A 24919-nucleotide genomic window follows, 5' to 3' on the forward strand; every position below is an offset into this window, starting at 1 on the left:
TTTCGTTTCATGCTCGAACGTCTTTTCATCCGCGACTTCATCCTGGTCGACCGGCTCGAACTCGATTTTGCGTCCGGCTTCGGCGCGCTGACTGGCGAGACCGGCGCCGGCAAATCCATCCTGGTCGATGCGCTGGGGCTGCTGCTCGGTGGCCGCGCCGACGCCTCGGTCGTGCGCGCCGGCTGTGACCGGGCGGAACTGTCGGCCGAATTTTCCTGTGCCGCCGACAGCGCTGTCGCCAGCTGGCTGAAGGAGCAGGATTTCGAGCTGGAAGAGGGCTTGGTGATCGCCCGTCGGGTCATCGACGCCGGCGGTCGTTCGCGCGCCTACATAAATGGTGCGCCGGCCAGCGTGAGCCAGCTGCGCGACCTCGGCGGCCAGCTGGTCGACATCCACGGCCAGCACGCCCATCAGGCGCTGATGCGTGAGACGGCGCAGCGCGCGCTGTTCGACCAGCACGCCGGTCTGACTGCGCAGGTGGCGACCGTCGGGCGGCTGCATCGCGAATGGCAGCAGCGCGAACAGGCGCTGGCCCGCGCGCTGCAGGACCGCGACGCCGCCGAGCGCGAGCGCGAGCGGCTGCAATGGCAGGTCGAGGAGCTGACCGCACTGGCCTTCGAGCCGCAGGCCTGGGCCGAACTGCAACAGGATCACGGCCGACTGGCGCACGCCACACAATTGCTCGAAGGCTCGGCCGAGGCGCTGGCGCTGATCGAGGAGGGCGAGGCGGCGCTCGACGGGCAACTGGCGCACATCGCGTCGCTGCTTGGCCGGCTGGAAGCATTCGATGCTTCGCTCGGCGAATGTCGTGGCCTGATCGAATCGGCCGCCACACAGGTCGACGAGGCGGCGCGTGCGCTGCGCGCCTACGCGCATCGCATCGATGCCGACCCGGCCGCGCTGGCGCGTGCCGACGAGCGGATCGCGACGGTGCTGGCCTGCGCACGCAAGTATCGTGTCGATCCGGATGAACTGCCGCAGCTGCTGGCCGACAGCCAGGAAGGGCTGCAGCGGCTGGAGGCCGAATCCGACCCGGCCGCGCTCGAAGCGGCGCGCGATGCCGCGCGGGCGGCCTGTGTCGAGGCGGCCAAGGAACTGTCCAATGCGCGCCGGCCGGCCGCAAAGCAGCTGTCACAGGCGGTGACCGCGGCAATGTCCGAGCTGGCGATGCAGGGCGGGCGCTTCGAAGTGGTGCTGAAGCCGCTCGATCAGCCGTCGGCCACTGGCCTCGAAGAGGTCGAATTCCATGTTGCTGCCAACCCGGGCCAGCCGCTTGCACCGCTGGCCAAGGTGGCTTCGGGCGGCGAGCTGTCACGCATCGGACTGGCCATCCAGGTCATCGCCAGCGCGCGCAGCGGCACGCCGACGCTGGTGTTCGACGAGGTCGATGTCGGCATTGGCGGTCGCGTCGCCGAGGTGGTCGGGCGCCAGCTCGCCCGTCTGGGCGAGGCACGTCAGGTGCTGTGCGTGACCCATCTGCCGCAGGTGGCGGCGCGGGCGGACTGGCAGTGGTCGATTGCCAAGCGCAGCGAGGGCGGGCAGACGCGCAGTTCGGTCACGCCGCTGGATGCGCCGGCGCGCGTCGACGAAATCGCCCGCATGCTGGGCGGCGAGGTGATCACCGACACCACCCGCGCGCACGCGCGCGAAATGCTCGGCGCCTGATCAGTTCAGTCCGACGTAGAGCGTGATGATGCCGGTGGCGACGAACAGACCGGCGGCGATGCGCCGTATCCAGTTCACCGGCAGCCGCTGCGCCAGTTTCTGGCCGATATACACCGCCGGTACGTTCGCGATCATCATGCCCAGCGTCGTGCCGGCGACCACCCAGACATAGGCGTCCTCGAAGCGGGCGCCCAGCGCCACTGTCGCCAGCTGTGTCTTGTCGCCCATTTCGGCCATGAAGAACAGCAGGGTCGAGGTCAGGAACACGCCGTGCGCGCTGCCGACTTCGGTTTCCTCCAGCTTGTCCGGCACCAGCGCCCACAGCCCGCAGCCGATGAAGGCGAGGCCGACGATCCAGCGCAGCACCTCCGGCGACAGGACGGAAGCGACCAGCGCGCCGAGCCAGGCGGCCAGCGCGTGGTTCAGCACGGTGGCCACCAGTATGCCGAGGCAGATGGCACGTGGCCGGCGCATGCGCGCCGCCAGCACGAAGGACAGCAGCTGTGTCTTGTCGCCGATTTCGGCGAGCGCGACCAGCGCGGTGGAGGCGATCAGGGCATCCATGGGCAAGCCGCCGGACGGCGGCGAGGGTGAGCGCGGCTGGACTCAGCCGCGGGGTGTGGTCTTGCGCTTGTTCGGGCAGGCTTCGGTCGAGCAGTCGGCGAAGATGGTCAGCGCGTGGTCGTGTACGGTAAAGCCGCGTTCCTTGGCCACCTTGATCTGACGGCGCTCGATCTCGGCGTCGTAAAACTCCTCGACCTTGCCACACTGGATGCACACGAGGTGATCATGGTGGTGGCCTTCGTTCAGCTCGAACACCGCCTTGCCAGATTCGAAGAAATGGCGTTCGAGCAGGCCGGCCTGCTCGAACTGGGTCAGCACGCGGTAGACCGTGGCGAGGCCGATGTCCATGTCCTCCTGCAGCAGGGCCTTGTAGACGTCCTCGGCGCTCATGTGGCGCACGTCTGCACGCTGGAAAAGCTCGAGTATCTTCAGTCGCGGCAGTGTGGCCTTGAGGCCGATGTTCTTCAGGTTCTGGGAATTTGCGCTCATCCGGGTCGTCTGGAGGCTATGGCAAGGTCGCTATAATATAGACTTTCGCGCCCGGCCCGGCGTTCCGCCTGCGGTCGCCCGATCATCACCCGAGTCCTGCCCGCGATGTCCCTCGCTCCCTTTGCCACCCTGAGCCGCGTCTGTCTAGCGCTTGTTCCGTTGATTGCCGGCTGCAGCAGCTTCGAGGTGCCCGATGCGCTCGACGTCACCAGCAAGCTCAATCCCTACCGTATCGACATCCGTCAGGGCAATCTGGTCACCCAGGACATGGTGGGTCAGCTCAAGGCGGGCATGAGCCGCGAGCAGGTCCGCTTCGTGCTCGGTTCGCCGATGCTGGCCGACGTGTTCCACCCGGACCGCTGGGATTACGTCTATTACTTCAAGCCGGGCAACAAACCGGAAGACACGCAGCAGCGCCGGCTCATCGTCTATTTCGAGGACGACAAGCTGGTCAGCGTGGGCGGCGACGTGGTCGCTGCGGAAGATGGCGAGATCCAGCCACCGGAGCCGCGCACGCGCACGCTCGATCTGGGCGAGATTGCGGCACCCGAGAAGAAGTGAAACCGGGCGCTGCGAGCGTCCGCACACAGCGAACTGAAAGGATTTCATGTCACCGATGCGCATAGCGATCGCGGGGGCATCCGGCCGCATGGGCCGCATGCTGATCGAAGCCACCACGCGTGACGAGGGGGCGACGCTGGTCGCAGCCCTCGATCGTCCGGACTCGCCTGCGATCGGCGAGGACGCCTGCGCCTTTCTCGGTATCCGGAGCGGCGTGCTGATCCGCGGCGATGTCGAGGCGGCGCTCGCCGGCGCCGACTTCCTGATCGACTTCACCCGCCCCGAAGCCACGCTCGCTCACCTCGACGCGTGCAAGCGCCTGGGCGTCAAGATGATCATCGGCACCACCGGCTTCAGCGACGCTCAGCGTGCGCAACTGACCGAGGCGTCGAAGGAACTGGCCATCGTGTTCGCGCCGAACATGGCGGTCGGCGTCAACGCCGTGTTCAAGCTGCTCGACGTCGCGGCGCGCATCCTGAACAGCGGCTACGACATCGAGGTGATCGAGGCGCACCATCGGATGAAGGTCGATGCGCCGTCGGGTACCGCGCTGCGCATGGGCGAGGTGGTGGCCGATGCGCTGGGCCGCTCGCTTGCCGACTGCGCGATCTACGGTCGCGAAGGACATACCGGCGAGCGCGATGCGAACACCATAGGATTTGCTACCGTGCGCGGCGGCGACATCGTCGGCGACCACACGGTGCTGTTCGCCGGCATCGGCGAGCGGGTCGAGATCACGCACAAGGCGGCCAGCCGCATGCCCTACGCGCTGGGCAGCCTGCGCGCTGCGCGCTGGCTGGTCGAGCGCAGCAGCGGTCTGTACGACATGCAGGACGTGCTCGGACTGCGCTGAATCGCAACGGCTGCAGTGGCGCTTCAGTGCTGCGGGTGTGTGTCGTTAATTCTGCAGGATCCGGTTCAGGTCATTCATGCATCCAGCGCTGAATACACTGCTGCAACAGCTCGGTCTGTCGTCGCTTGACGACAGGACTGTCGGCGCCTGGCTGGCGGCTCAGTCCGAACCTTCGGCGCTGGCCGGAGCGCTGCGCGAGATCGATCGCCTGCTCGAATCGGCAGGCGGAACGGACGCATCGCGCCACGCCTGGCAATGGATACCTTCCAGCGCACACTTCGTCGTGTCGGCCGAATGTCGGCAGTCGCTGGGCTACAGCCAGGCCGAGCTGCCGGACCTGTTGGCGGTGTGGCGCGACATCCTGCACGAAGACGATCTCGGCAGCTTCGACGCCTGGCTGGAGGACCGTCTGGCGGGAGCGTCGGGTCAGCCGGCGATCGATGTCCGGATGCGGCGTGTCGATGGCGGCATGGTGTGGATGCGCATCGAGGCGACCGCCACGGAGCGCGACGAGCGCGGCCGTGTGGGCAGCGTGTCCGGCCTGATAGGTCAGCTCGATGCGCGCCGTCAGGCCGAGGTCGAGCTGTTGCGTGCCAAGGAGAAGGCGGAGGCGGCCAGCCGCGCCAAGAGCGATTTCCTGGCCAATATGAGCCACGAAATCCGCACACCGATGAACGGCATCATGGGCATGTCGGCGCTGATGCTCGACACCACGCTGGACAGCGAACAGCGCGAATACGTCAATGCGATCAAGACCTCGGCCGATGCGCTGCTGGTCATCATCAACGACATCCTTGATTTCTCGAAGATCGAGGCCGGCAAGCTGGCGATCGAGGAAGTCGAGTGCTCGCCCGGCGAGCTGGTCGGCGAGGCCGCCCGCGGGCTGGCCATCGGTGCCCAGCAGAAGGGGCTGGAGCTGTACTGCCGCATCGCGCCGGATCTGCCGGTACGCGTGCTCGGCGACCCGGGCCGGCTGCGGCAGATCCTGGTCAACCTGATCGGTAACGCGGTCAAGTTCACCCAGCGCGGCGAGATCGAGGTCGGTTGCGAGGCGGTCGGCATTCCGGCTGCGACCGGTGCCGAAGCCGAGCTGCACCTGTGGGTGCGCGATACCGGCATCGGCATCGACGCGACCAAACAGGCGCTGGTGTTCGAAGCCTTCGCGCAGGCCGATACCTCGACCACGCGCCGCTTCGGCGGCACCGGCCTCGGACTGGCCATCTGCAATCGCCTGGCCACGCTGATGGGCGGCCGCCTGTGGCTGGAAAGCACGCCGGGGCAGGGGTCTACCTTCCATTTCACGATGCGCTGCCGGGTGGTCGAGCAGGCCGGGCTGTCGCCGAACTTCCAGCGATTCAACGGTCTGCGCGTGCTGCTGATCGAGGATCATCCACCCAGCCGCGGCGTGGTCGCCGCGATGCTGGGCGACATGGGCGCGTCGGCGCTGGCGGTCGGCACCGTGCAGGCGGCGAGGCAGGCGCTCAAGCAGGCGCACGAGAGCGGCCGGCCCTTCGACATCCTGCTGGTCGATCGCACGCTGCCCGACGCCGACGCCTTCGATTTCGTGTCCGGCTTCTGCGAAGGCCCGAACCGGCTGAACCGGGTGGTGATGATGTTCAGTGGTGCCAATCAGGCCGCCGACAACGCGCACGCACGCACGCTGGGCGTGCGCGGGCGCCTGCACAAGCCGTTCTCGGCCCACGAGCTGGCGTCGGCGCTGGGCGAGGCACTGAGCAGCCGGCCGGACGAGGTGCACGAACTGGACGATTTCGCGCTGGCCATCGGTGACCTGGACATCGAGCGCTCGCTGGCGCACGAGGGCTTGGGCGAAAGTCCGAGCCGGCGCGTGCTGCTGGCCGAGGACAATCCGGTCAACCAGCTGGTGGCCGTGCGCACGCTGGAGCGTGCCGGCTACAAGGTAACCGTCGCCAACAACGGGCAGGAAGCGCTGGACCTGCTCGAGCGCGAGAGCTTCGATGTCGTGCTGATGGACGTGCAGATGCCGGTCATGGGTGGCATCGAAGCGACGCGTGCGATACGAGCGCGCGAGCAGCGCCGCTCCTGGGTCATCGACACCGACCACGTCGAGCATCTGCCCATCATCGCGATGACCGCCAATGCGATGAAGGGCGACCGCGAACTGTGCCTGGACGAAGGCATGGACGACTACGTGAGCAAGCCGGTCAAGGCCGACGATCTGCTGGCGGCGCTCGAACGGGTGCTGGCGCGACCGGACGACAGCATGTCGCAGACCGCGATCACCGACGTGAATGGCCTGATGCGCGAACGCCCGGATGCGGCCGATCCGGTGATGGATCTCGAACATACGCTGGCCACGCTGGAAGGCGACCGTGCCATGGTGTTGCGCGTGATCGACGTGTTCCTCGGCGAATTGCCCGAATTGCGTCGCGGACTTGGCGTCTGCGTGCAGGCGCAGGACGGCGGCGGGGCGGCGCGTATCTGTCATCGGCTGCGCGGTTCGCTGTCGGTTTTCGGCGCTGCTGGTGCCGAGGTGAGCGTGACCCGTCTCGAAGATGCCGCACGCGGCGGCGATCTTTCCGATCTGGCAACGCTGCACAAGGACGCAGACCAGCAACTGGCCCGTCTGGGCGACGCGCTTTCCGGTGGTCGGACGAGTGTGGCCGCAATGGTCTGACCGGCTGCGGCGCGCCTCTGCGCACCAAAATTGCGCGCCGCACCACCCCGAGGTATAATTCGCACACTCAGCGGGAGACGCCTCGAACGGCGCCTCCCGCTTCGCATATGTGGCGCACGCGCGCGCCGCCGTCCCCCGATCAGAAATTCAGGAGTTACTACGTGTCCGCCCATGCGCCCGCGCTGCTCGCACTCGCCGATGGATCGGTCTTTCACGGCAAAAGCATAGGGGCGGAAACGGTCACGACCGGCGAAGTGGTGTTCAACACCGCGCTCACCGGCTATCAGGAAATCCTGACCGATCCGAGCTATACCCGCCAGATCGTCACGCTGACCTATCCGCACATCGGCAATACCGGCGTCAATGTCGAGGACGTCGAAGCCGGCCGCGTGTTCGCTGCCGGCCTCGTCATCCGCGACCTGCCGCTGCGCTCGTCCAATTTCCGCAGTCACCAGACGCTGGACGGCTACCTGCGCGAGCAGGGCATTCCCGGCATCGCCAATATAGATACCCGCAAGCTCACCCGCCTGCTGCGCGAAAAGGGTGCGCAGAGCGCCTGTCTGATGGCCGGCAAGGTCGACGCCGCCGAGGCGGTCGCCAAGGCGCGCGAATTCGCCGGCCTGGCAGGCATGGACCTGGCCAAGGTGGTCAGCGCGACCGCGCCCTACGAATGGACCGAGGGCGAATGGCAACTCGGCCGCGGCTTCGTCAAGCCCGACGCGACGCCTTTCCATGTTGTCGCCTACGATTTCGGCGTCAAGCGCAACATCCTGCGCATGCTGGCCAGCCGCGGCTGCCGCCTGACCGTGGTGCCGGCGCAGACGCCGGCCGACAAGGTGCTGGCGATGAATCCGGACGGCGTGTTCCTGTCCAACGGCCCGGGTGATCCGGAACCCTGCGACTACGCGATTGCCGCGATCCGCACCTTCCTCGACCGCAAGATTCCGACCTTCGGCATCTGTCTCGGCCACCAGCTGATGGGTCTGGCTGCGGGCGCGAAGACGCTGAAGATGAAGTTCGGCCACCACGGCGCCAACCACCCGGTCAAGGACAACGATTCCGGCCGTGTGCTGATCACCAGCCAGAACCACGGCTTCGCGGTCGATCCGGCCACGCTGCCGGCCAATGTGCGGGTCACCCACGTGTCGCTGTTCGACGGCAGCCTGCAGGGCATGGCCTGGACCGACCGGCCGGCCTTCTGCTTCCAGGGCCACCCGGAAGCCAGCCCCGGCCCGCACGACGTGGCCTATCTGTTCGATCGATTCGTGAAGATGATGGAGGAGGGGCTGGGGAAGAGGGGCTAGAGGCTGGAGAGCATGCGGCGGCGAAGCCGCCGTGATGTGTCCCCTGGTCCCTGATCCCTAGTCCCTGACCCCTCAAAGACAAATGCCCAAACGTACAGACATCCAATCCATCCTGATCATCGGCGCCGGTCCCATCGTGATCGGCCAGGCCTGCGAGTTCGACTACTCCGGCGCCCAGGCCTGCAAGGCGCTGCGTGAAGAGGGTTACCGCGTCGTGCTGGTGAATTCCAACCCGGCCACGATCATGACCGACCCCGGCATGGCCGACGTGACCTATATCGAGCCGATCACCTGGCAGATGGTCGAGAAGATCATCGAGAAGGAGCGTCCGGACGCGCTGCTGCCGACCATGGGCGGCCAGACCGCACTGAACTGCGCGCTCGATCTCGCCCGCCACGGCGTGCTCGACAAGTACAAGGTCGAGCTGATCGGCGCCAAGCAGGAGGCGATCGACAAGGCCGAGGACCGTGAGAAGTTCAAGCAGGCGATGACCAAGATCGGCCTCGGTTCGGCCCGCTCCGGCATCGCCCACTCGATGGAAGAGGCGCTGCAGGTGCAGGCCAGCATCGGCTTCCCGGCCATCATCCGCCCGTCCTTCACGATGGGCGGCAGCGGCGGCGGTATCGCCTACAACCACGAGGAATTCGTCGAGATCTGCAAGCGCGGTCTCGAAGCCTCGCCGACCAACGAGCTGCTGATCGAGGAATCGCTGCTCGGCTGGAAGGAATACGAGATGGAAGTCGTGCGCGACAGCGCCGACAACTGCATCATCGTCTGTTCGATCGAAAACCTCGACCCGATGGGCGTGCACACCGGTGACTCGATCACCGTTGCGCCGGCGCAGACGCTGACCGATCGCGAGTACCAGATCATGCGCAACGCGTCGATTGCGGTGCTGCGCGAGATCGGCGTCGATACCGGCGGTTCCAACGTGCAGTTCTCGATCAACCCGGCCGATGGCCGCATGATCGTGATCGAAATGAATCCGCGCGTGTCGCGTTCGTCGGCGCTGGCGTCCAAGGCGACCGGCTTCCCGATCGCCAAGATCGCCGCCAAGCTGGCGGTCGGCTTCACGCTCGACGAGCTGAAGAACGACATCACCGGTGGTGCCACACCGGCGTCCTTCGAGCCGTCGATCGACTACGTGGTCACCAAGATTCCGCGTTTCGCGTTCGAGAAGTTCCCGCAGGCCAACGACCGCCTGACCACGCAGATGAAGTCGGTCGGCGAAGTGATGGCCATGGGCCGCAGCTTCCAGGAATCGATGCAGAAGGCGCTGCGCGGTCTCGAAGTCGGCGTCTATGGTTTCGACGAGATCGAGACCGATCAGGACGAGATGGAACGCGAACTGGCGCTGCCCGGTCCGCAGCGCATCTGGTATGTCGGTCAGGCCTTCCGCAACGGCATGAGCCTGGACGAAGTGCATCAGCTGACCAAGATCGATCCGTGGTTCCTGGCGCAGATCGAGGACATCATCCTGACCGAGCGCGCCTTCTTCGGCCGCAGCCTGAAGAGCGTCGATGCCGCGACGATGCGCGATCTGAAGCGTAAGGGCTTCGCCGACCGTCGCCTGGCGCGGCTGTTCCAGTGCGACGAAACCGCGCTGCGCCTGCACCGCCAGACCCTGGGCGTGCGCCCGGTGTTCAAGCGGGTCGATACCTGCGCCGCCGAGTTCGCGACCGACACCGCCTACATGTACTCCAGCTATGAAGAGGAGTGCGAAGCCAACCCGAGCTCGGCGCGCAAGATCATGGTGCTGGGCGGTGGCCCGAACCGCATCGGCCAGGGCATCGAATTCGACTACTGCTGCGTGCACGCGGCCCTCGCGCTGCGCGAGGACGGGTTCGAAACCATCATGGTCAACTGCAACCCGGAAACCGTATCGACCGACTACGACACCTCCGACCGTCTCTATTTCGAGCCGCTGACGCTGGAAGACGTGCTGGAGATCGTCGCCATCGAGAAGCCGGAAGGCGTGATCGTCCAGTTCGGCGGCCAGACGCCGCTGAAGCTGGCACGTGACCTGGAAGCCAATGGCGTACCCATCATCGGTACCACGCCGGACATGATCGACGCCGCGGAAGACCGCGAGCGCTTCCAGAAGCTGCTCAACGACCTCGGCCTCAAGCAGCCGCCCAACCGCACCGCTCGTGCGGAAGACCAGGCGGTGCGTCTGGCGGCCGAAATCGGCTATCCGCTGGTGGTGCGCCCGAGCTATGTGCTGGGCGGCCGGGCGATGGAAATCGTGCATCAGCAGTCCGACCTCGAGCGCTACATGCGCGAGGCGGTCAAGGTGAGCAACGACTCGCCAGTGCTGCTGGACCGCTTCCTGAACGACGCCACCGAGGTGGACGTGGATGCCTTCTCTGACGGCCAGCAGGTCATCATCGGCGGCATCATGGAACACATCGAACAGGCCGGCGTGCATTCGGGCGACTCCGCCTGCTCGCTGCCGCCGTTCTCGCTGACGCCGGAACTGTGCGACGAGCTGCGTCGCCAGACCGAACTGATGGCGCGCGGTCTGAACGTGGTCGGCCTGATGAACGTGCAGTTCGCGATCCAGCGCGACGCCTCCGGCGACACGGTCTATGTGCTCGAAGTGAACCCGCGTGCCTCGCGCACCGTGCCCTTCGTGTCCAAGGCCTGCGGCCTGCCGCTGGCCAAGATCGCCGCGCGCTGCATGGCCGGCCGCTCGCTGGTCGACCAGGGTGTCACGCACGAAGTCGTGCCGCCTTACTTCTCGGTCAAGGAAGCGGTATTCCCCTTCGTGAAATTCCCGGGCGTGGACACCATCCTCGGCCCGGAAATGAAGTCCACCGGCGAAGTGATGGGCGTCGGTCGCACCTTTGGCGAGGCCTTCGTGAAGAGCCAGCTCGCGGCTGGCGTGCGTCTGCCGACCGGCGGTCGCGCCTTCATTTCGGTCAAGCCGGCCGACAAGGCCAAGGCGATCGAGGTCGCGCGCGAGCTGCACGAACTGGGCTTCACGCTGGTCGCCACCCGCGGCACCGCAGCAGCCATCGCCGCAGCCGGTCTGCCGGTCACCCCGGTGAACAAGGTGAATGAAGGCCGTCCGCACATCGTGGACATGATCAAGAACGATGAAATCACCTTCATCGTCAATACGGTGGATGAAAAGCGCAGCGCCATCAACGATTCGCGCTCGATCCGCACCAGCGCACTCGCCAGCCGCGTGACGCTGTTCACCACCGTCGAAGGCGCGCGTGCCGCGTGTGCAGGCATGCGCATTTCCGAACTCGAAACCTATGCGCTGCAGGCCCTGCACGCGCAGATCGACTGAACGATATGAGCGTACCTCTTACCGTCAATGGTGCCGAAAAGCTCAAGGCTGAGCTGCACCGACTGAAAACCGTGGATCGTCCCAACGTCATCGCGGCGATCGCCGAAGCGCGCTCGCACGGCGACCTGTCCGAAAACGCCGAGTACGACGCGGCGAAGGAGCGTCAGGGCTTCATCGAAGGCCGGATTGCCGAAGTCGAAGGCAAGCTGTCGAACGCCCAGATCATCGATCCGAAGGCGCTCGACGCCGACGGGCGTATTGTGTTCGGTGCGACAGTCGATCTGGAAGACGTGGAAGCCGGCAAGCCGGTGACTTACCAGATCGTCGGGGACGACGAGGCAGATCTGAAGGCGGGCATGATTTCGGTGAATTCACCGATCGCGCGCGCGCTGATCGGCAAGTACGCCGGTGACGTGGCCGAAGTGCAGGCCCCGGGCGGCATCCGCGAATACGAAATAGTGGACGTGCGCTACGTCTGAGCGCAGCGCCGAGGCTCAGCGCGTCGGACGGGCGCGCGGCCTGAGCGGCTTCGTGCTGTTGCGGGCGACGCCGCGGCGATTGGCCACCGGCTTGGCCGGCGCACTGCGCGTCGGGACCGGCTTGCCGGGCTTGGCGGCAGACGTCTTGGCGGCGCTCTTGCGCGCCGGCTTGACCGGCTCGGCCGGCACGTGCAGCTCGGGGTTGGGGCGGTACAGCACCAGGATGTTGCCGATGCGCTGTACCGGCGCGGCACCCAGCGTTTCGCAGGTTTCCGCCAGCCAGGCGTCGCGCTGTTCGCGGTCCGCGTCGAACACGCGTACCTTGATCAGCTCGTGCGACTTGAGCGCCAGTTCGATTTCCTTCAGTACCGCAGCGGTCAAGCCGTTCTGCGCGATCATCACGACCGGCTTCAGCGGGTGGGCTTGCGCGCGCAGCGCGCGGCGTTCATCGGGAGTCAGGGTCAACATGGCGTTCTTCCAGAAAGGCGCGCAAGTCTAAGCTAAGTCATGGCCAAGAACAAAACCAGCCGCCAGTGGGTACACGACCACATCAACGACCCCTATGTAAAGCAGGCGCAGGCGCAGGGCTTTCGCTCGCGCGCCGCGTTCAAGCTGATGCAGATCGACGACAAGGACCGTCTGCTGGCCCCGGGCAAGGTGGTGGTGGACCTCGGCAGCACGCCCGGCGGCTGGTCGCAGGTGGCGTCGAAAAAGGTCGGCGCGGCCGGCAGGGTGGTGGCGATCGACCTGTTGCCGATGGAGCCGGTGCACGGCGTGCACTTCATCCTCGGCGATTTCCGTGAGGATGAGGCGCTGGCCGAACTGGTGGAAGCGCTGGAGGGTCGTCGCGTGGACCTTGTTTTGTCCGATATGGCCCCCAACCTGTCCGGAATCGCGGTCACCGATCAGGCGAGATCCATTCATCTGCTCGAACTGGCGCTCGAATTCGCACGCGAACACCTCAAGAGCGGCGGTGACATGCTCGTAAAAGTGTTTCAGGGCTCGGGTTTCGACGAGCTCAGACGCGAAATGGAACAACTTTTCACGTCGGTGGCCGTGCGCAAACCCGACAGTTCCCGCGACCGCAGTTCAGAGGTGTATCTTCTGTGTCGTGGCAGGCGTGGAGAGCCTGGTGCGTGACATGCAGGTGCGGGCGCGGAACATACGCGGCCGATTCCGGTCTGTCGGTGGTCGATTCGTGATGTTGCATTGATCGGACCGGTCAATCCGGTTCCGGGAATACAGAGGAAATGCCTTGAACAACATGTTCAAAAATCTTGCGATCTGGCTTGTGATCGGCATCGTGCTGATGACGGTTTTCAACCAGTTCAATCAGCGCCAGGCCACGCAAGGCATGGTCGAGTATTCGGAATTCCTCGAAGAGGTGAAGGCCGGCCGGATCACCAAGGTCGAAATCCAGGGCCGTTCGCTGAACGCCCAGACCGCTGACGGCAAGCGCATCACCTCCTACGCACCGCCGCAGGACATCTGGCTGATCAGCGACCTGCTGAAGAGCAATGTCAAGGTGGTCGCCAAGCCGGAAGAGGAACAGAGCTTCCTGATGAGCATCTTCGTGTCGTGGTTCCCGATGTTGCTGCTGATCGGCGTCTGGATCTTCTTCATGCGCCAGATGCAGGGCGGCGGCCGCGGTGGTGCCTTCTCCTTCGGCAAGTCCAAGGCACGCATGCTGGACGAGTCCACCAATACCGTCACTTTCGCCGACGTCGCCGGTTGCGACGAAGCGAAGGAAGAAGTGGGTGAACTGGTCGAGTTCCTGCGCGATCCGTCCAAGTTCCAGAAGCTGGGCGGTCGCATCCCGAAGGGCGTTCTGATGGTCGGTTCGCCGGGTACCGGCAAGACGCTGCTGGCCAAGGCCATCGCCGGCGAAGCCAAGGTGCCGTTCTTCTCGATTTCGGGTTCCGATTTCGTTGAAATGTTCGTCGGCGTCGGCGCGGCCCGCGTGCGCGACATGTTCGAACAGGCCAAGAAGCAGGCGCCGTGCATCATCTTCATCGATGAAATCGACGCGGTCGGCCGCCAGCGCGGTGCCGGCCTCGGCGGTGGCAACGACGAGCGCGAACAGACGCTGAACCAGCTGCTGGTCGAAATGGACGGCTTCGAAGGCCAGACCGGCATCATCGTCATCGCCGCGACCAACCGTCCGGACGTGCTCGACCCGGCGCTGCTGCGCCCGGGCCGCTTCGACCGTCAGGTCGTGGTGCCGCTGCCGGACATCCGCGGTCGCGAACAGATCCTCGCCGTGCACATGCGCAAGGTGCCGCTGGCGCCCGACGTCAAGGCGGAAATCATCGCCCGCGGCACGCCCGGCTTCTCCGGCGCCGACCTCGCCAACCTGGTGAACGAAGCGGCGCTATTCGCTGCACGCGGCAACAAGCGTGTCGTGGACATGGAGGACTTCGAGCGCGCCAAGGACAAGATCATCATGGGCGCTGAACGCCGCACCATGGTGATGGACGAGGAAGAGAAGAAGAACACCGCCTATCACGAGTCCGGCCACGCCATCGTCGGCATGCTGCTGCCCAAGTGCGATCCGGTGCACAAGGTCACCATCATCCCGCGCGGTCGCGCGCTGGGTGTGACCATGTCGCTGCCCGAGAAGGACCGCTACAGCTACGACAAGGATTACTGCCTGCAGCTCATTTCGATGATGCTGTCCGGCCGCATCGCCGAAGAGATCTTCATGAACCAGATGACCAACGGCGCTGCCAACGACTTCCAGCGCGCGACCGACCTTGCGCGCCGCATGGTGACCCAGTGGGGCATGTCCGATGCGATGGGCCCGATGGTCTATGGCGAGGAGGAGGGCGAGGTGTTCCTCGGCCGCTCGGTCGCCACCCACCGCAACATGTCGGAAACGACGATGCAGCACGTCGATGCGGAAATCCGCAGCATCATCGACGAGCGCTACGCCGTTGCCCGCAAGCTGCTGGAGGACAACCGCGACAAGGTCGAGGCGATGACCCGGGCTCTGCTCGACTTCGAAACCATCGATGCCGACCAGATCGACGACATCATGAACGATCGGCCGGTGCGCCCGCCGAAGCCGACCTCGCGTCCGCCCAAGGCATCGTCCGACGGCGGTGCTCCGGGAGCGGCAGCGAACGCCGCAGCGCCGGCCTGACACCTGCTGCACTTCAACCCACGACCGGAGGCGCTGCCTCCGGTTTTCATTTGTGACGACCATGAACACGACCTTGCACTGCGGCCCTTACCGCCTCTCGCTCGATCGCCCGCTCGTGATGGGCATCATCAACGCCACGCCCGACTCCTTCTCCGGTGACGGCATTGCCTTCGACGTCGCCCGGGCCGTCGCCCAGGCCGAGAAATTCATCGCTGACGGCGCCGACATGCTCGACATCGGTGGCGAATCGACGCGTCCCGGCTCCGATCCGGTGCCGGCGGAGGAAGAAATCCGCCGCGTCGTGCCGGTGATCGAGGCACTGTCCGGCCTCGGCGTGCCGCTGTCCATCGATACCTGGAAGCCGGAGGTGATGCGCGCGGCGCTGGCGGCCGGCGCCACGCTGGTCAACGACATCAACGGCCTGCGCGCACCCGGTGCTGTCGAGGCGGTGGCGGCCACCGATGCCGGCGTCTGCATCATGCACATGCAGGGCACGCCGCAGACCATGCAGAACGATCCCCGTTATGCCGATGTGTGCGCGGAAGTGACTGATTTCCTTCTGCAACAGGCCCGCGCCGCGGAAGATGCCGGCATCGCGCGCGAACGCATCATGCTCGACCCGGGGTTCGGCTTCGGAAAAACCTCCGAACACAACCTGACCCTGCTCAAGGGACTGCGTGCGCTGGCCGATTATGGTTATCCATTGCTCGTCGGTCTGTCGCGCAAGTCGGTGCTGGGACGGCTGACCGGGCGACCGGTGACCGATCGGGTGGCGGCCAGCGTGGCGGCCGCGCTGGCGTCGGTCGCGTGGGGCGCGCACATGGTGCGCGTGCACGACGTCGCAGCCACCCGCGACGCGATCTCGGTCTGGCAGGTGGCGGGCATTTTCGAACACGGAAGATAGAACAGGAGACGGTGCAGATGTCGAGACGCTATTTCGGTACGGACGGCGTACGCGGTCGGGTCGGTCAGGCCCCGATCACGCCGGATTTCGTGATGCGCCTCGGCTACGCGGCCGGCCGCGCGCTGGTGGCCACCGAACATCTGCCCGCGGGCGAACACCCGGCGGTGCTGATCGGCAAGGACACCCGGGTGTCCGGCTACATGCTCGAAGCCGCGCTGGAAGCCGGTTTTGCCGCCGCCGGTGTCGACACCGTGCTGGCCAAGGTGGTGCCGACGCCGGCCGTCGCCTATCTCACCCGCGCGTTGCGCCTGCAGGCGGGGGTGGTGATCAGCGCCTCGCACAACCCCTTCGAAGACAACGGAATCAAGTTCTTCTCCGCTCGCGGCACCAAGCTGCCGGACGAGGTCGAACTGCAGATCGAGGCACTGCTCGATGAGCCGATGGGCTGCATGGAGTCGTCCCGCCTCGGCAAGGCGCGACGGATCGAGGATGCGCCCGGTCGCTACATCGAGTTCTGCAAGAGCACCTTCCCGACCGAACTGGACCTGCGCGGCCTGAAGATCGCGCTCGACTGCGCGCACGGCGCCGCCTACAGCATCGCGCCCAAGGTGTTCCACGAACTGGGCGCCGAGGTGGTGACCGTCGGCTGCAGCCCGAACGGCATGAACATCAACGACGGCGTCGGCGCCACGGTGCCGAAGTCGCTGTCCGAGGCGGTGCGTGCGACCGGCGCCGATATCGGCATCGCCCTCGACGGCGACGCCGACCGCCTGATGATGTGCGACGCTTCCGGCCGCATCTACGACGGCGACGAACTGCTCTACGTCATCGCCGCCCAGCGCCTGCGCGAAGGCCGGCTGAACGGCGTGGTCGGCACGCTGATGACCAATCTGGCGCTCGAACACGCGCTGAACGAAATGGGGGTCGGTCTGGCGCGCGCCAAGGTGGGCGACCGCTACGTGCTGGAAACCTTGCACCAGCAGGGCTGGCGCCTCGGCGGCGAGAACTCGGGTCACATCATCGACCTCGACCGCCACACGACGGGCGACGGCATCGTCGCGGCGCTGCAGGTGCTGGCCGCGCTGCGTGCGCAGGACATCAGCCTGGAGCAGGCCTGTTCCGGTCTCAAGCTCTACCCGCAGAAGCTGGTGAACGTGAAGCTGCGCCCCGGTTTCGACTGGAAGAAGGCGCCCATCATCGACCAGACCCGCATCGAGGTCGAAAGCGAACTGGCGCAGCGCGGCCGCGTGCTGCTGCGTCCGTCGGGCACCGAGCCGCTGCTGCGCGTGATGGTCGAAGGACAGGACGCCGCCGAAGTCGGCCGGCTGGCTCAGCGCCTGGCGCAGGTGGTCGAGTCGGCAATGGCCGCCTGAGCGGCAGACGCTTCTCCCCGAAATGCCGCCACCGCATTCGCGGGGCGGCATTTTTGTTTGCTGCACCGCTTTTGTGCGTGATGCCGTCCGCGTGTAGATTTCGGCCCTCAACCAGAGGGAGGACATGAACATGCGTTTCGACACGCTTGCCATTCACGCCGGCTATTCGCCCGATCCGACCACCAAGGCGGTCGCGGTGCCGATCTACCAGACCACCAGCTACGCCTTCGACGATACGCAGCACGGGGCCGACCTGTTCGACCTCAAGGTCAAGGGCAACATCTACACCCGCATCATGAACCCGACCAGCGACGTGCTGGAACAGCGCGTCGCCGCGCTGGAGGGCGGTATCGCGGCGCTGGCGCTGGCGTCCGGCCAGGCGGCGATCACCTACGCGATCATGACCATCGCCGAGGCGGGCGACAACATCGTCGCCACGTCGGCGCTGTACGGCGGCACCTACAATCTGTTCGCGCACACGCTGCCGCAGTACGGCATCGAGGTGCGCTTCGTCGATGCGGCCGATCCGGCCGCCGCTGCGGCGAAGATCGACGCACGTACCAAGGGGGTGTTCTGCGAGTCGATCGGCAACCCGCTCGGCAACGTGGTCGATTTCGCCGCGTTCGCCAAGGTGGCGCACGAGGGCGGCGTGCCGCTGATCGTGGACAACACCGTGCCGTCGCCCTATCTGACGCGGCCGATCGAGCACGGCGCCGACATCGTCGTGCATTCGCTGACCAAGTACATGGGTGGTCACGGCACCAGCATCGGCGGCATCATCGTCGATGGCGGCCGCTTCCCGTGGGCCGAACACAAGACCCGCTTCCGCCGGCTGAACGAGCCGGAAGTGAGCTACCACGGCGTGATCTACACCGAAGCGCTCGGGCCGGCCGCCTACATCGGTCGCGCGCGTACGGTACCGCTGCGCAATATGGGCGCGGCGATCTCGCCGTTCAACAGCTTCCTGATCATGCAGGGGCTGGAGACGCTGGCGCTGCGCATGGACCGGCACTGCGAAAACGCGACCGCAGTCGCCCGCCACCTCAGCTCGCATCCGAAGGTCGAATGGGTCAATTACGCCGGCCTGCCGGACCACCCCAGCCACGGGCTGGTGCAGCGCTATTTCGGCGGCAAGGCCTCCGGCCTGCTCACCTTCGGCGTCAAGGGCGGGCGCGAAGCCGGGGCGCGCTTCCAGGATGCGCTGAAGCTGATCACCCGGCTGGTCAATATCGGTGACGCCAAATCGCTGGCCTGCCATCCGGCCTCGACCACCCATCGCCAGCTCTCGCCGGACGAGCTGAAGCGGGCGGGCGTGTCGGAAGACATGGTCAGACTGTCGATCGGCATCGAGCACATCGACGACATCATCGAGGACCTGGATCAGGCTCTGCAGGCGGTTTGACCACGGTCATGGGGTGGCTGGATGAATTGTTTCACCTTCACATGGGTGTAACAAAGCATTCATAAACTGCGCTTCGTCGCATCGCAACACGACGCAACCTTACGGAGAGTCCTGATGAACGTACGCAAGATCGCCACCCTGACCGCCGCTGTCGGCGCCCTGTTTGCTTCCGCATCCGCCCTGGCAGCCCCGACGCTGGTCAAGATCGACGGTTCGAGCACTGTTTTCCCGATCACCGAGGCGGTGGCGGAAGAATTCCAGAAGGCAAAGAAGGGCACTGTCCAGGTCACAGTGGGCATTTCCGGTACCGGCGGCGGTTTCAAGAAGTTCTGCCGCGGCGAGATCGACGTGTCGAACGCCTCGCGTCCCATCCTCGACAAGGAAATGGCTGACTGCAAGGCTGCCGGCATCAAGTACATCGAACTGCCGGTCGCCTTCGATGCGCTGACGCTGGTGATGAACCCGAAGAACAGCTTCCTGAAGCAGATTACCGCTGCCGAGCTGAAGACCATGTGGGAACCGGCCGCTCAGGGCAAGATCCTGAAGTGGAATCAGGTCAACGCTGCCTGGCCCGACTCCGGTCTGAAGCTGTTCGGCCCGGGCGCCGATTCCGGCACCTTCGACTACTTCACCGAAGCCATCGTCGGCAAGTCCAAGTCCAGCCGTGGCGATTTCACCGCGTCGGAAGACGACAACGTGCTTGTGCAGGGCGTGTCGCGTGACACCGGCGCACTCGGCTACTTCGGCTTCGCCTACTACGTCGAGAACAAGGACAAGCTGAAGGCCGTGCCGGTGGTCAATCCGAAGACTGGCAAGGCGGTCGAGCCGTCGCTGGAAGCGGTGATCTCGGGCGACTACCAGCCGCTGTCGCGCCCGATCTTCATCTACGTGAATGCCGCTTCGGTCGACAAGCCGGAAGTGAAGGAATTCGTCGAGTTCTACCTGAAGAACGCCGCCGCGCTGACCAAGGAAGTGAAGTACGTGCCGCTGACCGACGCGGACTACAAGCACGCGCTGGAGAACTTCACGAAGAAGAAGACCGGTACGGCCTTCGGCGGTCATTCGGAAGTGGGCGTCAAGGTGTCCGACCTGCTCAAGCGCGATCCGAAGGAATAAGGATTCCGCTGCAAGGGCCCCGGGTTCATCCCGGGGCTTTTTGTCATCTTCCGCACGGCGGTGGATGGCGACCCGTAAAATGAGCGCCCCAACATGACCGCCCACGCCCAGACCATGTCAGCTCCTCCGTCGACTGCGCCCGATGCGGTCAGCGATCGCCTGCGCAAGCGCGCGTCCCGCCACGTGAAGGAAAGGGTGATCGAATTCATCCTGTTCACTGCGGCGTCGATCTCCGTCCTGACGACGATAGCCATCGTCTACATCCTGGTCAGCGAATCGCTGACGCTGTTCGAGCACGTGTCGCTGTGGGACTTCCTGACCGACACGCAATGGACCCCGCTGTTCGACGATGCGCACTACGGCATCATGGTGCTGCTGTCGGGCACGCTCACCAGTTCCTTCGTCGCGCTGGCTGTCGCGCTGCCGCTGGGCACCATCATCGCGATCTACCTGTCGGAGTTCGCTTCGTTCAAGACGCGTGAGATCGCCAAGCCCATTCTCGAACTGCTCGGTGGTGTGCCGACCATCATCTACGGTTACTTCGCGCTGATGGTGGTGACGCCGGCGCTGCAGTACCTGTTCCCCGAACTGCCCGGTTTCAGCCTGCTGTCGGCCGGTCTGGTGATGGGCATCATGATCATCCCCTACGTCAGTTCGCTGTCCGAGGACGCGATGCGCGCGGTGCCGATGAGCCTGCGCGAAGGTTCCTACGCGATGGGTGCGACGCGCCTGCAGACAGCGCTGCGCACCGTGGTGCCGGCAGCGACCTCGGGCATCGCCTCGGCCTACATCCTGGGCATTTCGCGTGCGGTCGGCGAGACGATGATTCTCGCGGTCGCGGCCGGCATGCAGCCCAACCTGACCTTCAATCCGGCCGAGCCGGGCGCAACCATCACCTCCTACATCGTGCAGGTGGCCCTCGGTGACCTGCCGCACGGCTCCATCGGTTACCAGACCATCTTCGCCGCCGGTCTGACGCTGATGCTGATGACCCTGGGCTTCAACCTGCTCGGCTACTACCTGCGCAAGCGCTTCCGCGAGGTCTATTGATCCATGAACCAACAGGACATCCAGGCCATCCGGGCCATCATCGCGCGCCACAAGCGCTGGGACATGCTGTTCGGCCTGCTCGGGCTGCTCGCGCTGATGGTCGGCGTGCTCACGCTGACCGTGCTGTTCGCCGACATGGCGATCAAGGGGGCGGCCCGCATCGACTATGACTTCCTGACCAATTTCCCGTCGCGTCGTGCCGGCAGCGCCGGCATCCTGTCGGCCTGGGTCGGCACCATACTGGTGATGCTGGTGACCGCCTTCTCGGCGGTGCCGCTGGGCGTGGCAGCCGGCATCTATCTGGAAGAGTACGCGCCGAAGAACTGGGTCACCGACATCATCGAAATCAACGTGACCAACCTCGCCGGCGTGCCGTCCATCGTGTATGGCCTGCTGGCGCTGGGCCTGTTCGTGTACAAGTTCGGCTTCGGTCAGTCCATCCTGTCGGCCGGCCTGACGCTCGGCCTGCTCATCCTGCCGGTGGTCATCGTGGCGACGCGCGAATCGATACGCGCGATTCCGCAGATGGTGCGCGAAGGCGCGTACGCCTGCGGTGCAACGACCTGGCAGACGGTGCGCGATCACATCGTGCCGTATTCGAGCGCGGGCATCCTGACCGGCGTCATCATCGGCATGGCGCGAGCGATCGGCGAAACGGCGCCCATCATCACCATCGGCGCGCTCACCTTCATCGCCTTCCTGCCGCCGGCGCCGGTGACCGACGTGTTCCCGTTCATCAACTTCGAGTGGCTGACCGCGCCCTTCACCGTGATGCCGATCCAGATGTTCAACTGGACCTCGCGTCCGGAAGCGGCCTTCCAGGTCAATGCCGCCGCGGCCGGCTTCATCCTGGTCTTCATGACGCTGGCGATGAATGGCGTCGCGATCTGGCTGCGCTACCGCCTGCGCCGCAACATCAAGTGGTAAGCCGATCATCCGCACCGCATACAACCTTCAAGAGAATCCGACCATGACCACTGCGACCGATGTGCGCTCCGCTGCCAAGGCCGAAGTCAAGAACCTGAATTTCCACTACGGTGCCTTCCATGCGCTGAAGGGCATCAACATGCCGGTGCATGAGAAGAAGGTGACCGCGCTGATCGGCCCGTCCGGTTGCGGCAAGTCGACGCTGCTGCGTTGTTTCAACCGCATGCACGATCTGTATCCGGGCAACCGCTACGACGGCAAGATCCTGCTGCACCCGGACAACACCAATCTGCTCGACGACGACGTCGATCCGATCGAGGTGCGCATGCGCATCAGCATGGTGTTCCAGAAGCCCAATCCCTTCCCCAAGTCGATCTACGAGAACGTGGCCTACGGTCTGCGCGTGCGCGGCGAGAAGCGTCGCTCGGTGATCGACGAGCGGGTGGAGCAGGCGCTGCGCGGTGCGGCGCTGTGGGACGAAGTGAAGAACCGCCTGAACGAACTAGGCGCCAATCTGTCCGGCGGCCAGCAGCAGCGCCTGTGCATCGCGCGCGCGCTGGCGACCGATCCGGAAATCATCCTGTTCGACGAGCCGACTTCGGCGCTCGACCCGATCGCCACCGCCAGCATCGAAGAACTGGTGACCGAGCTGAAGGACAAGGTGACCATCCTGATCGTCACCCACAACATGCAGCAGGCGGCGCGGGTGTCCGACTACACCGCCTACATGTACATGGGCGAGCTGGTCGAGTTCGGCCTGACCGATCAGATCTTCATCAAGCCGCAGAAGAAGGAAACCGAGGACTACATCACCGGCCGCTTCGGCTGATCCTGGGCAAGGAGCGCAACGCGGCCCGCGATTCAATATCAACAGACCCTAGCCCCGCCATCTGCCGAGCCCCGGATTTTTGCGCTGCGATGCGCTAGAATCCGGGGTTTTGCTTTTGGCGCGCGAGCGTTTTGGCGATGCGAAAACTGGTCGTAGGCAACTGGAAGATGCATGGCGGGCTGGACGCCAATGCTGCACTGCTCGGTGCGCTGCGCGAGGCAGGCGGGCAGGGATGTCCGTCGGCGGTGTGCGTGCCCTTCCCCTATCTGCAGCAGGCGAAGTCGCTGCTCGAGGGATCGGCCATTGCGTGGGGCGCACAGGATCTGAGTGAGCACGCGGTCGGTGCCTATACCGGCGAGGTGTCCGGTGCGATGCTGAACGACTTCGGATGTCGCTACGTCATCGTCGGTCACTCTGAACGGCGCGCGCTGTTCGGCGACACTGACGAGCGTGTCGCCGCCAAGGTGGATGCCGCGCTCGCCGTCAAGCTACAGCCCATCCTGTGTGTCGGCGAAACGCTGGACGAACGCGAGGGCGGGGTGACCGAAGCCGTGGTCGAACGTCAGCTCAAGGCGGTATTCGAGCGCGGTGGCGCAGCGGCACTGGCTGCCTGCGTGATCGCCTACGAACCGGTGTGGGCCATCGGCACCGGCAAGACGGCGACGCCGGCGCAGGCGCAGGCGGTGCATGCCTTCATCCGCGGGCGACTCGCTGCATGGTGCGGTGCCGACGTCGCCGCGCGCACGACGATTCTTTATGGCGGCAGTGTCAAGCCGCAGAACGCCGCCGAGCTTTTCGGTCAGGCGGATATCGATGGTGGACTTATTGGCGGTGCGTCGCTGGTGGCCGGGGATTTCCTCGCCATCGTGGCCGCTGCAGCATCCTGAGGTGATTTGATGGGTATCGTTTTTTCGCTTGTGCTGTCGGTCCATGTGCTGGTCGGCATCGGTGTCATCGTTCTCGTGCTGCTGCAGCATGGCAAGGGTGCCGACATGGGTGCCGCCTTCGGCAGCGGTGCGTCGGGCAGCCTGTTCGGTTCGTCCGGTTCGGCGAACTTCCTCAGCCGCACGACCGCTGCACTGGCCGCCGTGTTCTTCTGCACCAGCCTTGCGCTGAGCTATATGGCGACCAATCAGCCGAAATCGGGTGCCAGTTCGGTCATCGATGCGGCCAAGACTGTCACCGTTCCCGCTACACCTGATGCACCGCAACAACCGGCTGCAACGCCCGCCCAGCCTGATTCCAAGGCGGCGGATATTCCCAAGTAAGTCCGCATTGATCGTGAAACGCGCTATACTCCGCGCGTTTCACGCTGCAGTGCAACGTGGTGCGCAGCCGATCGGTGGTGCGCCGTGAGCCGGCCCCGGATTACTCCCCGTGCCGCCGGAAATGATTTCACGCATGAATAACCCGTCATGTTGATCGAATACTTTCCGATCCTTCTGTTCATTCTCATCGGCATCGGTTTCGGTTTCGTGCCGATGATCGCCGGCAAGCTGGTCGGCCCCAGCCGCCCGGACCCCGACAAGCTCTCCCCCTACGAGTGCGGCTTCGAAGCGTTCGAAGACACGCGCATGAAGTTCGACGTGCGCTACTACCTCGTGGCCATCCTGTTCATCCTGTTCGACCTGGAAATCGCCTTCCTCTTCCCGTGGGCCATCGTGCTCGAAGAGATCGGCATGTTCGGTTTTGTCGCGATGATGATTTTCCTCGGCATTCTGGTCGTGGGTTTCGTCTACGAATGGAAGAAGGGCGCGCTGGACTGGGAGTAATCCTGCCAGGCGGTCGGGCGTCTGCCCAATTAAGTTATTACGACGGATTGATCGATGAGCATTGAAGGCGTTCTTCAGGAAGGCTTCGTCACGACTCAGCTCGACAAGCTGATCAACTGGACCCGCACCGGCTCGCTGTGGCCGATGACCTTCGGTCTGGCTTGCTGTGCTGTCGAGATGATGCAGGCGGGTGCTTCGCGTTACGACCTCGACCGCTTCGGCATCGTGTTTCGCCCGAGCCCCCGGCAGTCCGATCTGATGATCGTGGCCGGCACGCTGTGCAACAAGATGGCGCCGGCGCTGCGTCGCGTCTATGACCAGATGCCCGAGCCGCGCTGGGTGCTGTCGATGGGCTCCTGTGCCAACGGCGGTGGTTACTACCATTACTCCTATTCGGTGGTGCGCGGCTGCGACCGCATCGTGCCGGTCGACGTCTATGTGCCGGGCTGTCCGCCGACGGCCGAGGCGCTGATCTACGGCCTGATGCAGCTGCAGAACAAGATCCGCCGTACCAGCACCATCGCCCGCTGAACGT

23 protein-coding genes are annotated in these 24919 nt (G+C 65.2%); 20 read left to right on the forward strand and 3 right to left on the reverse strand.

What is annotated here, in order from left to right; all coding sequences use genetic code 11:
- Positions 1-9 precede the first annotated feature (9 nt).
- Positions 10-1665, forward strand: coding sequence for a DNA repair protein RecN (recN, locus tag WJU27_RS01555; protein ID WP_341420932.1), 1656 nt, complete (start codon positions 10-12; stop codon positions 1663-1665).
- Here recN and WJU27_RS01560 read toward each other — a convergent pair whose 3' ends face one another.
- Together WJU27_RS01560 and fur are read right to left on the reverse strand one after the other, a co-directional pair.
- Positions 1666-2229, reverse strand: a complete 564-nt coding sequence (locus WJU27_RS01560) for a TMEM165/GDT1 family protein (protein ID WP_341420934.1) — start codon at positions 2227-2229, stop codon at positions 1666-1668.
- 42 nt (positions 2230-2271) lie between these two features.
- Positions 2272-2718 carry a ferric iron uptake transcriptional regulator gene (gene fur, locus WJU27_RS01565; protein WP_019917499.1) on the reverse strand — a complete coding sequence of 149 codons (447 nt, stop codon included), beginning with the start codon at positions 2716-2718 and terminating at the stop codon, positions 2272-2274.
- Positions 2719-2823: 105 nt separating this feature from the next.
- Between fur and WJU27_RS01570 the strand changes: the two genes are divergently transcribed.
- From WJU27_RS01570 to greA, 6 genes are all read left to right on the forward strand, one after another.
- Positions 2824-3279 (forward strand): outer membrane protein assembly factor BamE, encoded by a 456-nt coding sequence (locus WJU27_RS01570; RefSeq protein ID WP_304002503.1) that lies wholly within the window; start codon positions 2824-2826, stop codon positions 3277-3279.
- A gap of 55 nt (positions 3280-3334) precedes the next feature.
- Positions 3335-4132, forward strand: coding sequence for a 4-hydroxy-tetrahydrodipicolinate reductase (gene dapB / locus WJU27_RS01575; RefSeq protein ID WP_029143778.1), 798 nt, complete (start codon positions 3335-3337; stop codon positions 4130-4132).
- 76 nt (positions 4133-4208) lie between these two features.
- Positions 4209-6788 (forward strand): response regulator, encoded by a 2580-nt coding sequence (locus WJU27_RS01580; RefSeq protein WP_296812558.1) that lies wholly within the window; start codon positions 4209-4211, stop codon positions 6786-6788.
- A 161-nt stretch (positions 6789-6949) separates the two neighbouring features.
- Complete coding sequence (gene carA, locus WJU27_RS01585; RefSeq protein ID WP_341420935.1) at positions 6950-8092, forward strand: glutamine-hydrolyzing carbamoyl-phosphate synthase small subunit; 1143 nt, start codon at positions 6950-6952, stop codon at positions 8090-8092.
- An 82-nt stretch (positions 8093-8174) separates the two neighbouring features.
- The gene (carB, locus tag WJU27_RS01590; protein ID WP_020165294.1) at positions 8175-11390 is read left to right on the forward strand and encodes a carbamoyl-phosphate synthase large subunit; all 3216 of its coding nucleotides are present in this window, start codon (positions 8175-8177) and stop codon (positions 11388-11390) included.
- 5 nt (positions 11391-11395) lie between these two features.
- Entirely contained in the window at positions 11396-11869 is a 474-nt protein-coding gene (gene greA / locus WJU27_RS01595) for a transcription elongation factor GreA (protein ID WP_020165293.1), read from the forward strand.
- Between the two features lie 15 nt (positions 11870-11884).
- Here greA and WJU27_RS01600 read toward each other — a convergent pair whose 3' ends face one another.
- The gene (locus WJU27_RS01600; RefSeq protein WP_020165292.1) at positions 11885-12337 is read right to left on the reverse strand and encodes a YhbY family RNA-binding protein; all 453 of its coding nucleotides are present in this window, start codon (positions 12335-12337) and stop codon (positions 11885-11887) included.
- 39 nt (positions 12338-12376) lie between these two features.
- On the opposite strand from WJU27_RS01600, the gene WJU27_RS01605 reads away from it, so the two are divergent.
- From WJU27_RS01605 to WJU27_RS01665, 13 genes are all read left to right on the forward strand, one after another.
- Positions 12377-13009 (forward strand): RlmE family RNA methyltransferase, encoded by a 633-nt coding sequence (locus WJU27_RS01605; protein ID WP_341420936.1) that lies wholly within the window; start codon positions 12377-12379, stop codon positions 13007-13009.
- A 115-nt stretch (positions 13010-13124) separates the two neighbouring features.
- The gene (gene ftsH, locus WJU27_RS01610; RefSeq protein ID WP_019917509.1) at positions 13125-15011 is read left to right on the forward strand and encodes an ATP-dependent zinc metalloprotease FtsH; all 1887 of its coding nucleotides are present in this window, start codon (positions 13125-13127) and stop codon (positions 15009-15011) included.
- Between the two features lie 61 nt (positions 15012-15072).
- Entirely contained in the window at positions 15073-15915 is an 843-nt protein-coding gene (folP, locus tag WJU27_RS01615; protein WP_341420937.1) for a dihydropteroate synthase, read from the forward strand.
- Positions 15916-15932: 17 nt separating this feature from the next.
- Complete coding sequence (glmM, locus tag WJU27_RS01620) at positions 15933-17288, forward strand: phosphoglucosamine mutase (protein WP_020165289.1); 1356 nt, start codon at positions 15933-15935, stop codon at positions 17286-17288.
- A 130-nt stretch (positions 17289-17418) separates the two neighbouring features.
- On the forward strand, positions 17419-18690 hold the full coding sequence (locus tag WJU27_RS01625; RefSeq protein ID WP_341421611.1) for an O-acetylhomoserine aminocarboxypropyltransferase/cysteine synthase family protein: 1272 nt from the start codon (positions 17419-17421) through the stop codon (positions 18688-18690).
- A 114-nt stretch (positions 18691-18804) separates the two neighbouring features.
- On the forward strand, positions 18805-19806 hold the full coding sequence (locus tag WJU27_RS01630; protein WP_341420938.1) for a PstS family phosphate ABC transporter substrate-binding protein: 1002 nt from the start codon (positions 18805-18807) through the stop codon (positions 19804-19806).
- Positions 19807-19899: 93 nt separating this feature from the next.
- Positions 19900-20856, forward strand: coding sequence for a phosphate ABC transporter permease subunit PstC (gene pstC / locus WJU27_RS01635; protein WP_020165286.1), 957 nt, complete (start codon positions 19900-19902; stop codon positions 20854-20856).
- Positions 20857-20859: 3 nt separating this feature from the next.
- The gene (pstA, locus tag WJU27_RS01640) at positions 20860-21783 is read left to right on the forward strand and encodes a phosphate ABC transporter permease PstA (RefSeq protein WP_304002526.1); all 924 of its coding nucleotides are present in this window, start codon (positions 20860-20862) and stop codon (positions 21781-21783) included.
- 43 nt (positions 21784-21826) lie between these two features.
- Positions 21827-22612 carry a phosphate ABC transporter ATP-binding protein PstB gene (gene pstB / locus WJU27_RS01645; protein WP_020165284.1) on the forward strand — a complete coding sequence of 262 codons (786 nt, stop codon included), beginning with the start codon at positions 21827-21829 and terminating at the stop codon, positions 22610-22612.
- A 137-nt stretch (positions 22613-22749) separates the two neighbouring features.
- On the forward strand, positions 22750-23499 hold the full coding sequence (gene tpiA / locus WJU27_RS01650; RefSeq protein ID WP_296812552.1) for a triose-phosphate isomerase: 750 nt from the start codon (positions 22750-22752) through the stop codon (positions 23497-23499).
- Between the two features lie 9 nt (positions 23500-23508).
- Entirely contained in the window at positions 23509-23880 is a 372-nt protein-coding gene (secG, locus tag WJU27_RS01655; RefSeq protein ID WP_019917520.1) for a preprotein translocase subunit SecG, read from the forward strand.
- Between the two features lie 147 nt (positions 23881-24027).
- Positions 24028-24384 carry an NADH-quinone oxidoreductase subunit A gene (locus WJU27_RS01660; protein ID WP_019917521.1) on the forward strand — a complete coding sequence of 119 codons (357 nt, stop codon included), beginning with the start codon at positions 24028-24030 and terminating at the stop codon, positions 24382-24384.
- Between the two features lie 54 nt (positions 24385-24438).
- Complete coding sequence (locus WJU27_RS01665) at positions 24439-24915, forward strand: NuoB/complex I 20 kDa subunit family protein (protein WP_008058281.1); 477 nt, start codon at positions 24439-24441, stop codon at positions 24913-24915.
- The last annotated feature ends 4 nt before the right edge of the window (positions 24916-24919 follow it).

This window comes from Methyloversatilis sp. NSM2 (assembly GCF_038066675.1).
GTDB lineage: Bacteria > Pseudomonadota > Gammaproteobacteria > Burkholderiales > Rhodocyclaceae > Methyloversatilis > Methyloversatilis discipulorum_A.

Coding starts and splice junctions, on each gene's coding strand:
- carB (WP_020165294.1), top strand. CDS start 8,175: ATGCCCAAACGTACAGACATCCAATCCATCCTGATCATCGGCGCCGGT.
- WJU27_RS01570 (WP_304002503.1), top strand. CDS start 2,824: ATGTCCCTCGCTCCCTTTGCCACCCTGAGCCGCGTCTGTCTAGCGCTT.
- WJU27_RS01560 (WP_341420934.1), bottom strand. CDS start 2,229: ATGGATGCCCTGATCGCCTCCACCGCGCTGGTCGCGCTCGCCGAAATC.
- folP (WP_341420937.1), top strand. CDS start 15,073: ATGAACACGACCTTGCACTGCGGCCCTTACCGCCTCTCGCTCGATCGC.
- pstC (WP_020165286.1), top strand. CDS start 19,900: ATGACCGCCCACGCCCAGACCATGTCAGCTCCTCCGTCGACTGCGCCC.
- dapB (WP_029143778.1), top strand. CDS start 3,335: ATGCGCATAGCGATCGCGGGGGCATCCGGCCGCATGGGCCGCATGCTG.
- WJU27_RS01625 (WP_341421611.1), top strand. CDS start 17,419: ATGCGTTTCGACACGCTTGCCATTCACGCCGGCTATTCGCCCGATCCG.
- WJU27_RS01605 (WP_341420936.1), top strand. CDS start 12,377: ATGGCCAAGAACAAAACCAGCCGCCAGTGGGTACACGACCACATCAAC.
- pstA (WP_304002526.1), top strand. CDS start 20,860: ATGAACCAACAGGACATCCAGGCCATCCGGGCCATCATCGCGCGCCAC.
- WJU27_RS01660 (WP_019917521.1), top strand. CDS start 24,028: ATGTTGATCGAATACTTTCCGATCCTTCTGTTCATTCTCATCGGCATC.
- greA (WP_020165293.1), top strand. CDS start 11,396: ATGAGCGTACCTCTTACCGTCAATGGTGCCGAAAAGCTCAAGGCTGAG.
- pstB (WP_020165284.1), top strand. CDS start 21,827: ATGACCACTGCGACCGATGTGCGCTCCGCTGCCAAGGCCGAAGTCAAG.
- WJU27_RS01630 (WP_341420938.1), top strand. CDS start 18,805: ATGAACGTACGCAAGATCGCCACCCTGACCGCCGCTGTCGGCGCCCTG.
- WJU27_RS01665 (WP_008058281.1), top strand. CDS start 24,439: ATGAGCATTGAAGGCGTTCTTCAGGAAGGCTTCGTCACGACTCAGCTC.
- fur (WP_019917499.1), bottom strand. CDS start 2,718: ATGAGCGCAAATTCCCAGAACCTGAAGAACATCGGCCTCAAGGCCACA.
- secG (WP_019917520.1), top strand. CDS start 23,509: ATGGGTATCGTTTTTTCGCTTGTGCTGTCGGTCCATGTGCTGGTCGGC.
- tpiA (WP_296812552.1), top strand. CDS start 22,750: ATGCGAAAACTGGTCGTAGGCAACTGGAAGATGCATGGCGGGCTGGAC.
- glmM (WP_020165289.1), top strand. CDS start 15,933: ATGTCGAGACGCTATTTCGGTACGGACGGCGTACGCGGTCGGGTCGGT.
- WJU27_RS01600 (WP_020165292.1), bottom strand. CDS start 12,337: ATGTTGACCCTGACTCCCGATGAACGCCGCGCGCTGCGCGCGCAAGCC.
- WJU27_RS01580 (WP_296812558.1), top strand. CDS start 4,209: ATGCATCCAGCGCTGAATACACTGCTGCAACAGCTCGGTCTGTCGTCG.
- recN (WP_341420932.1), top strand. CDS start 10: ATGCTCGAACGTCTTTTCATCCGCGACTTCATCCTGGTCGACCGGCTC.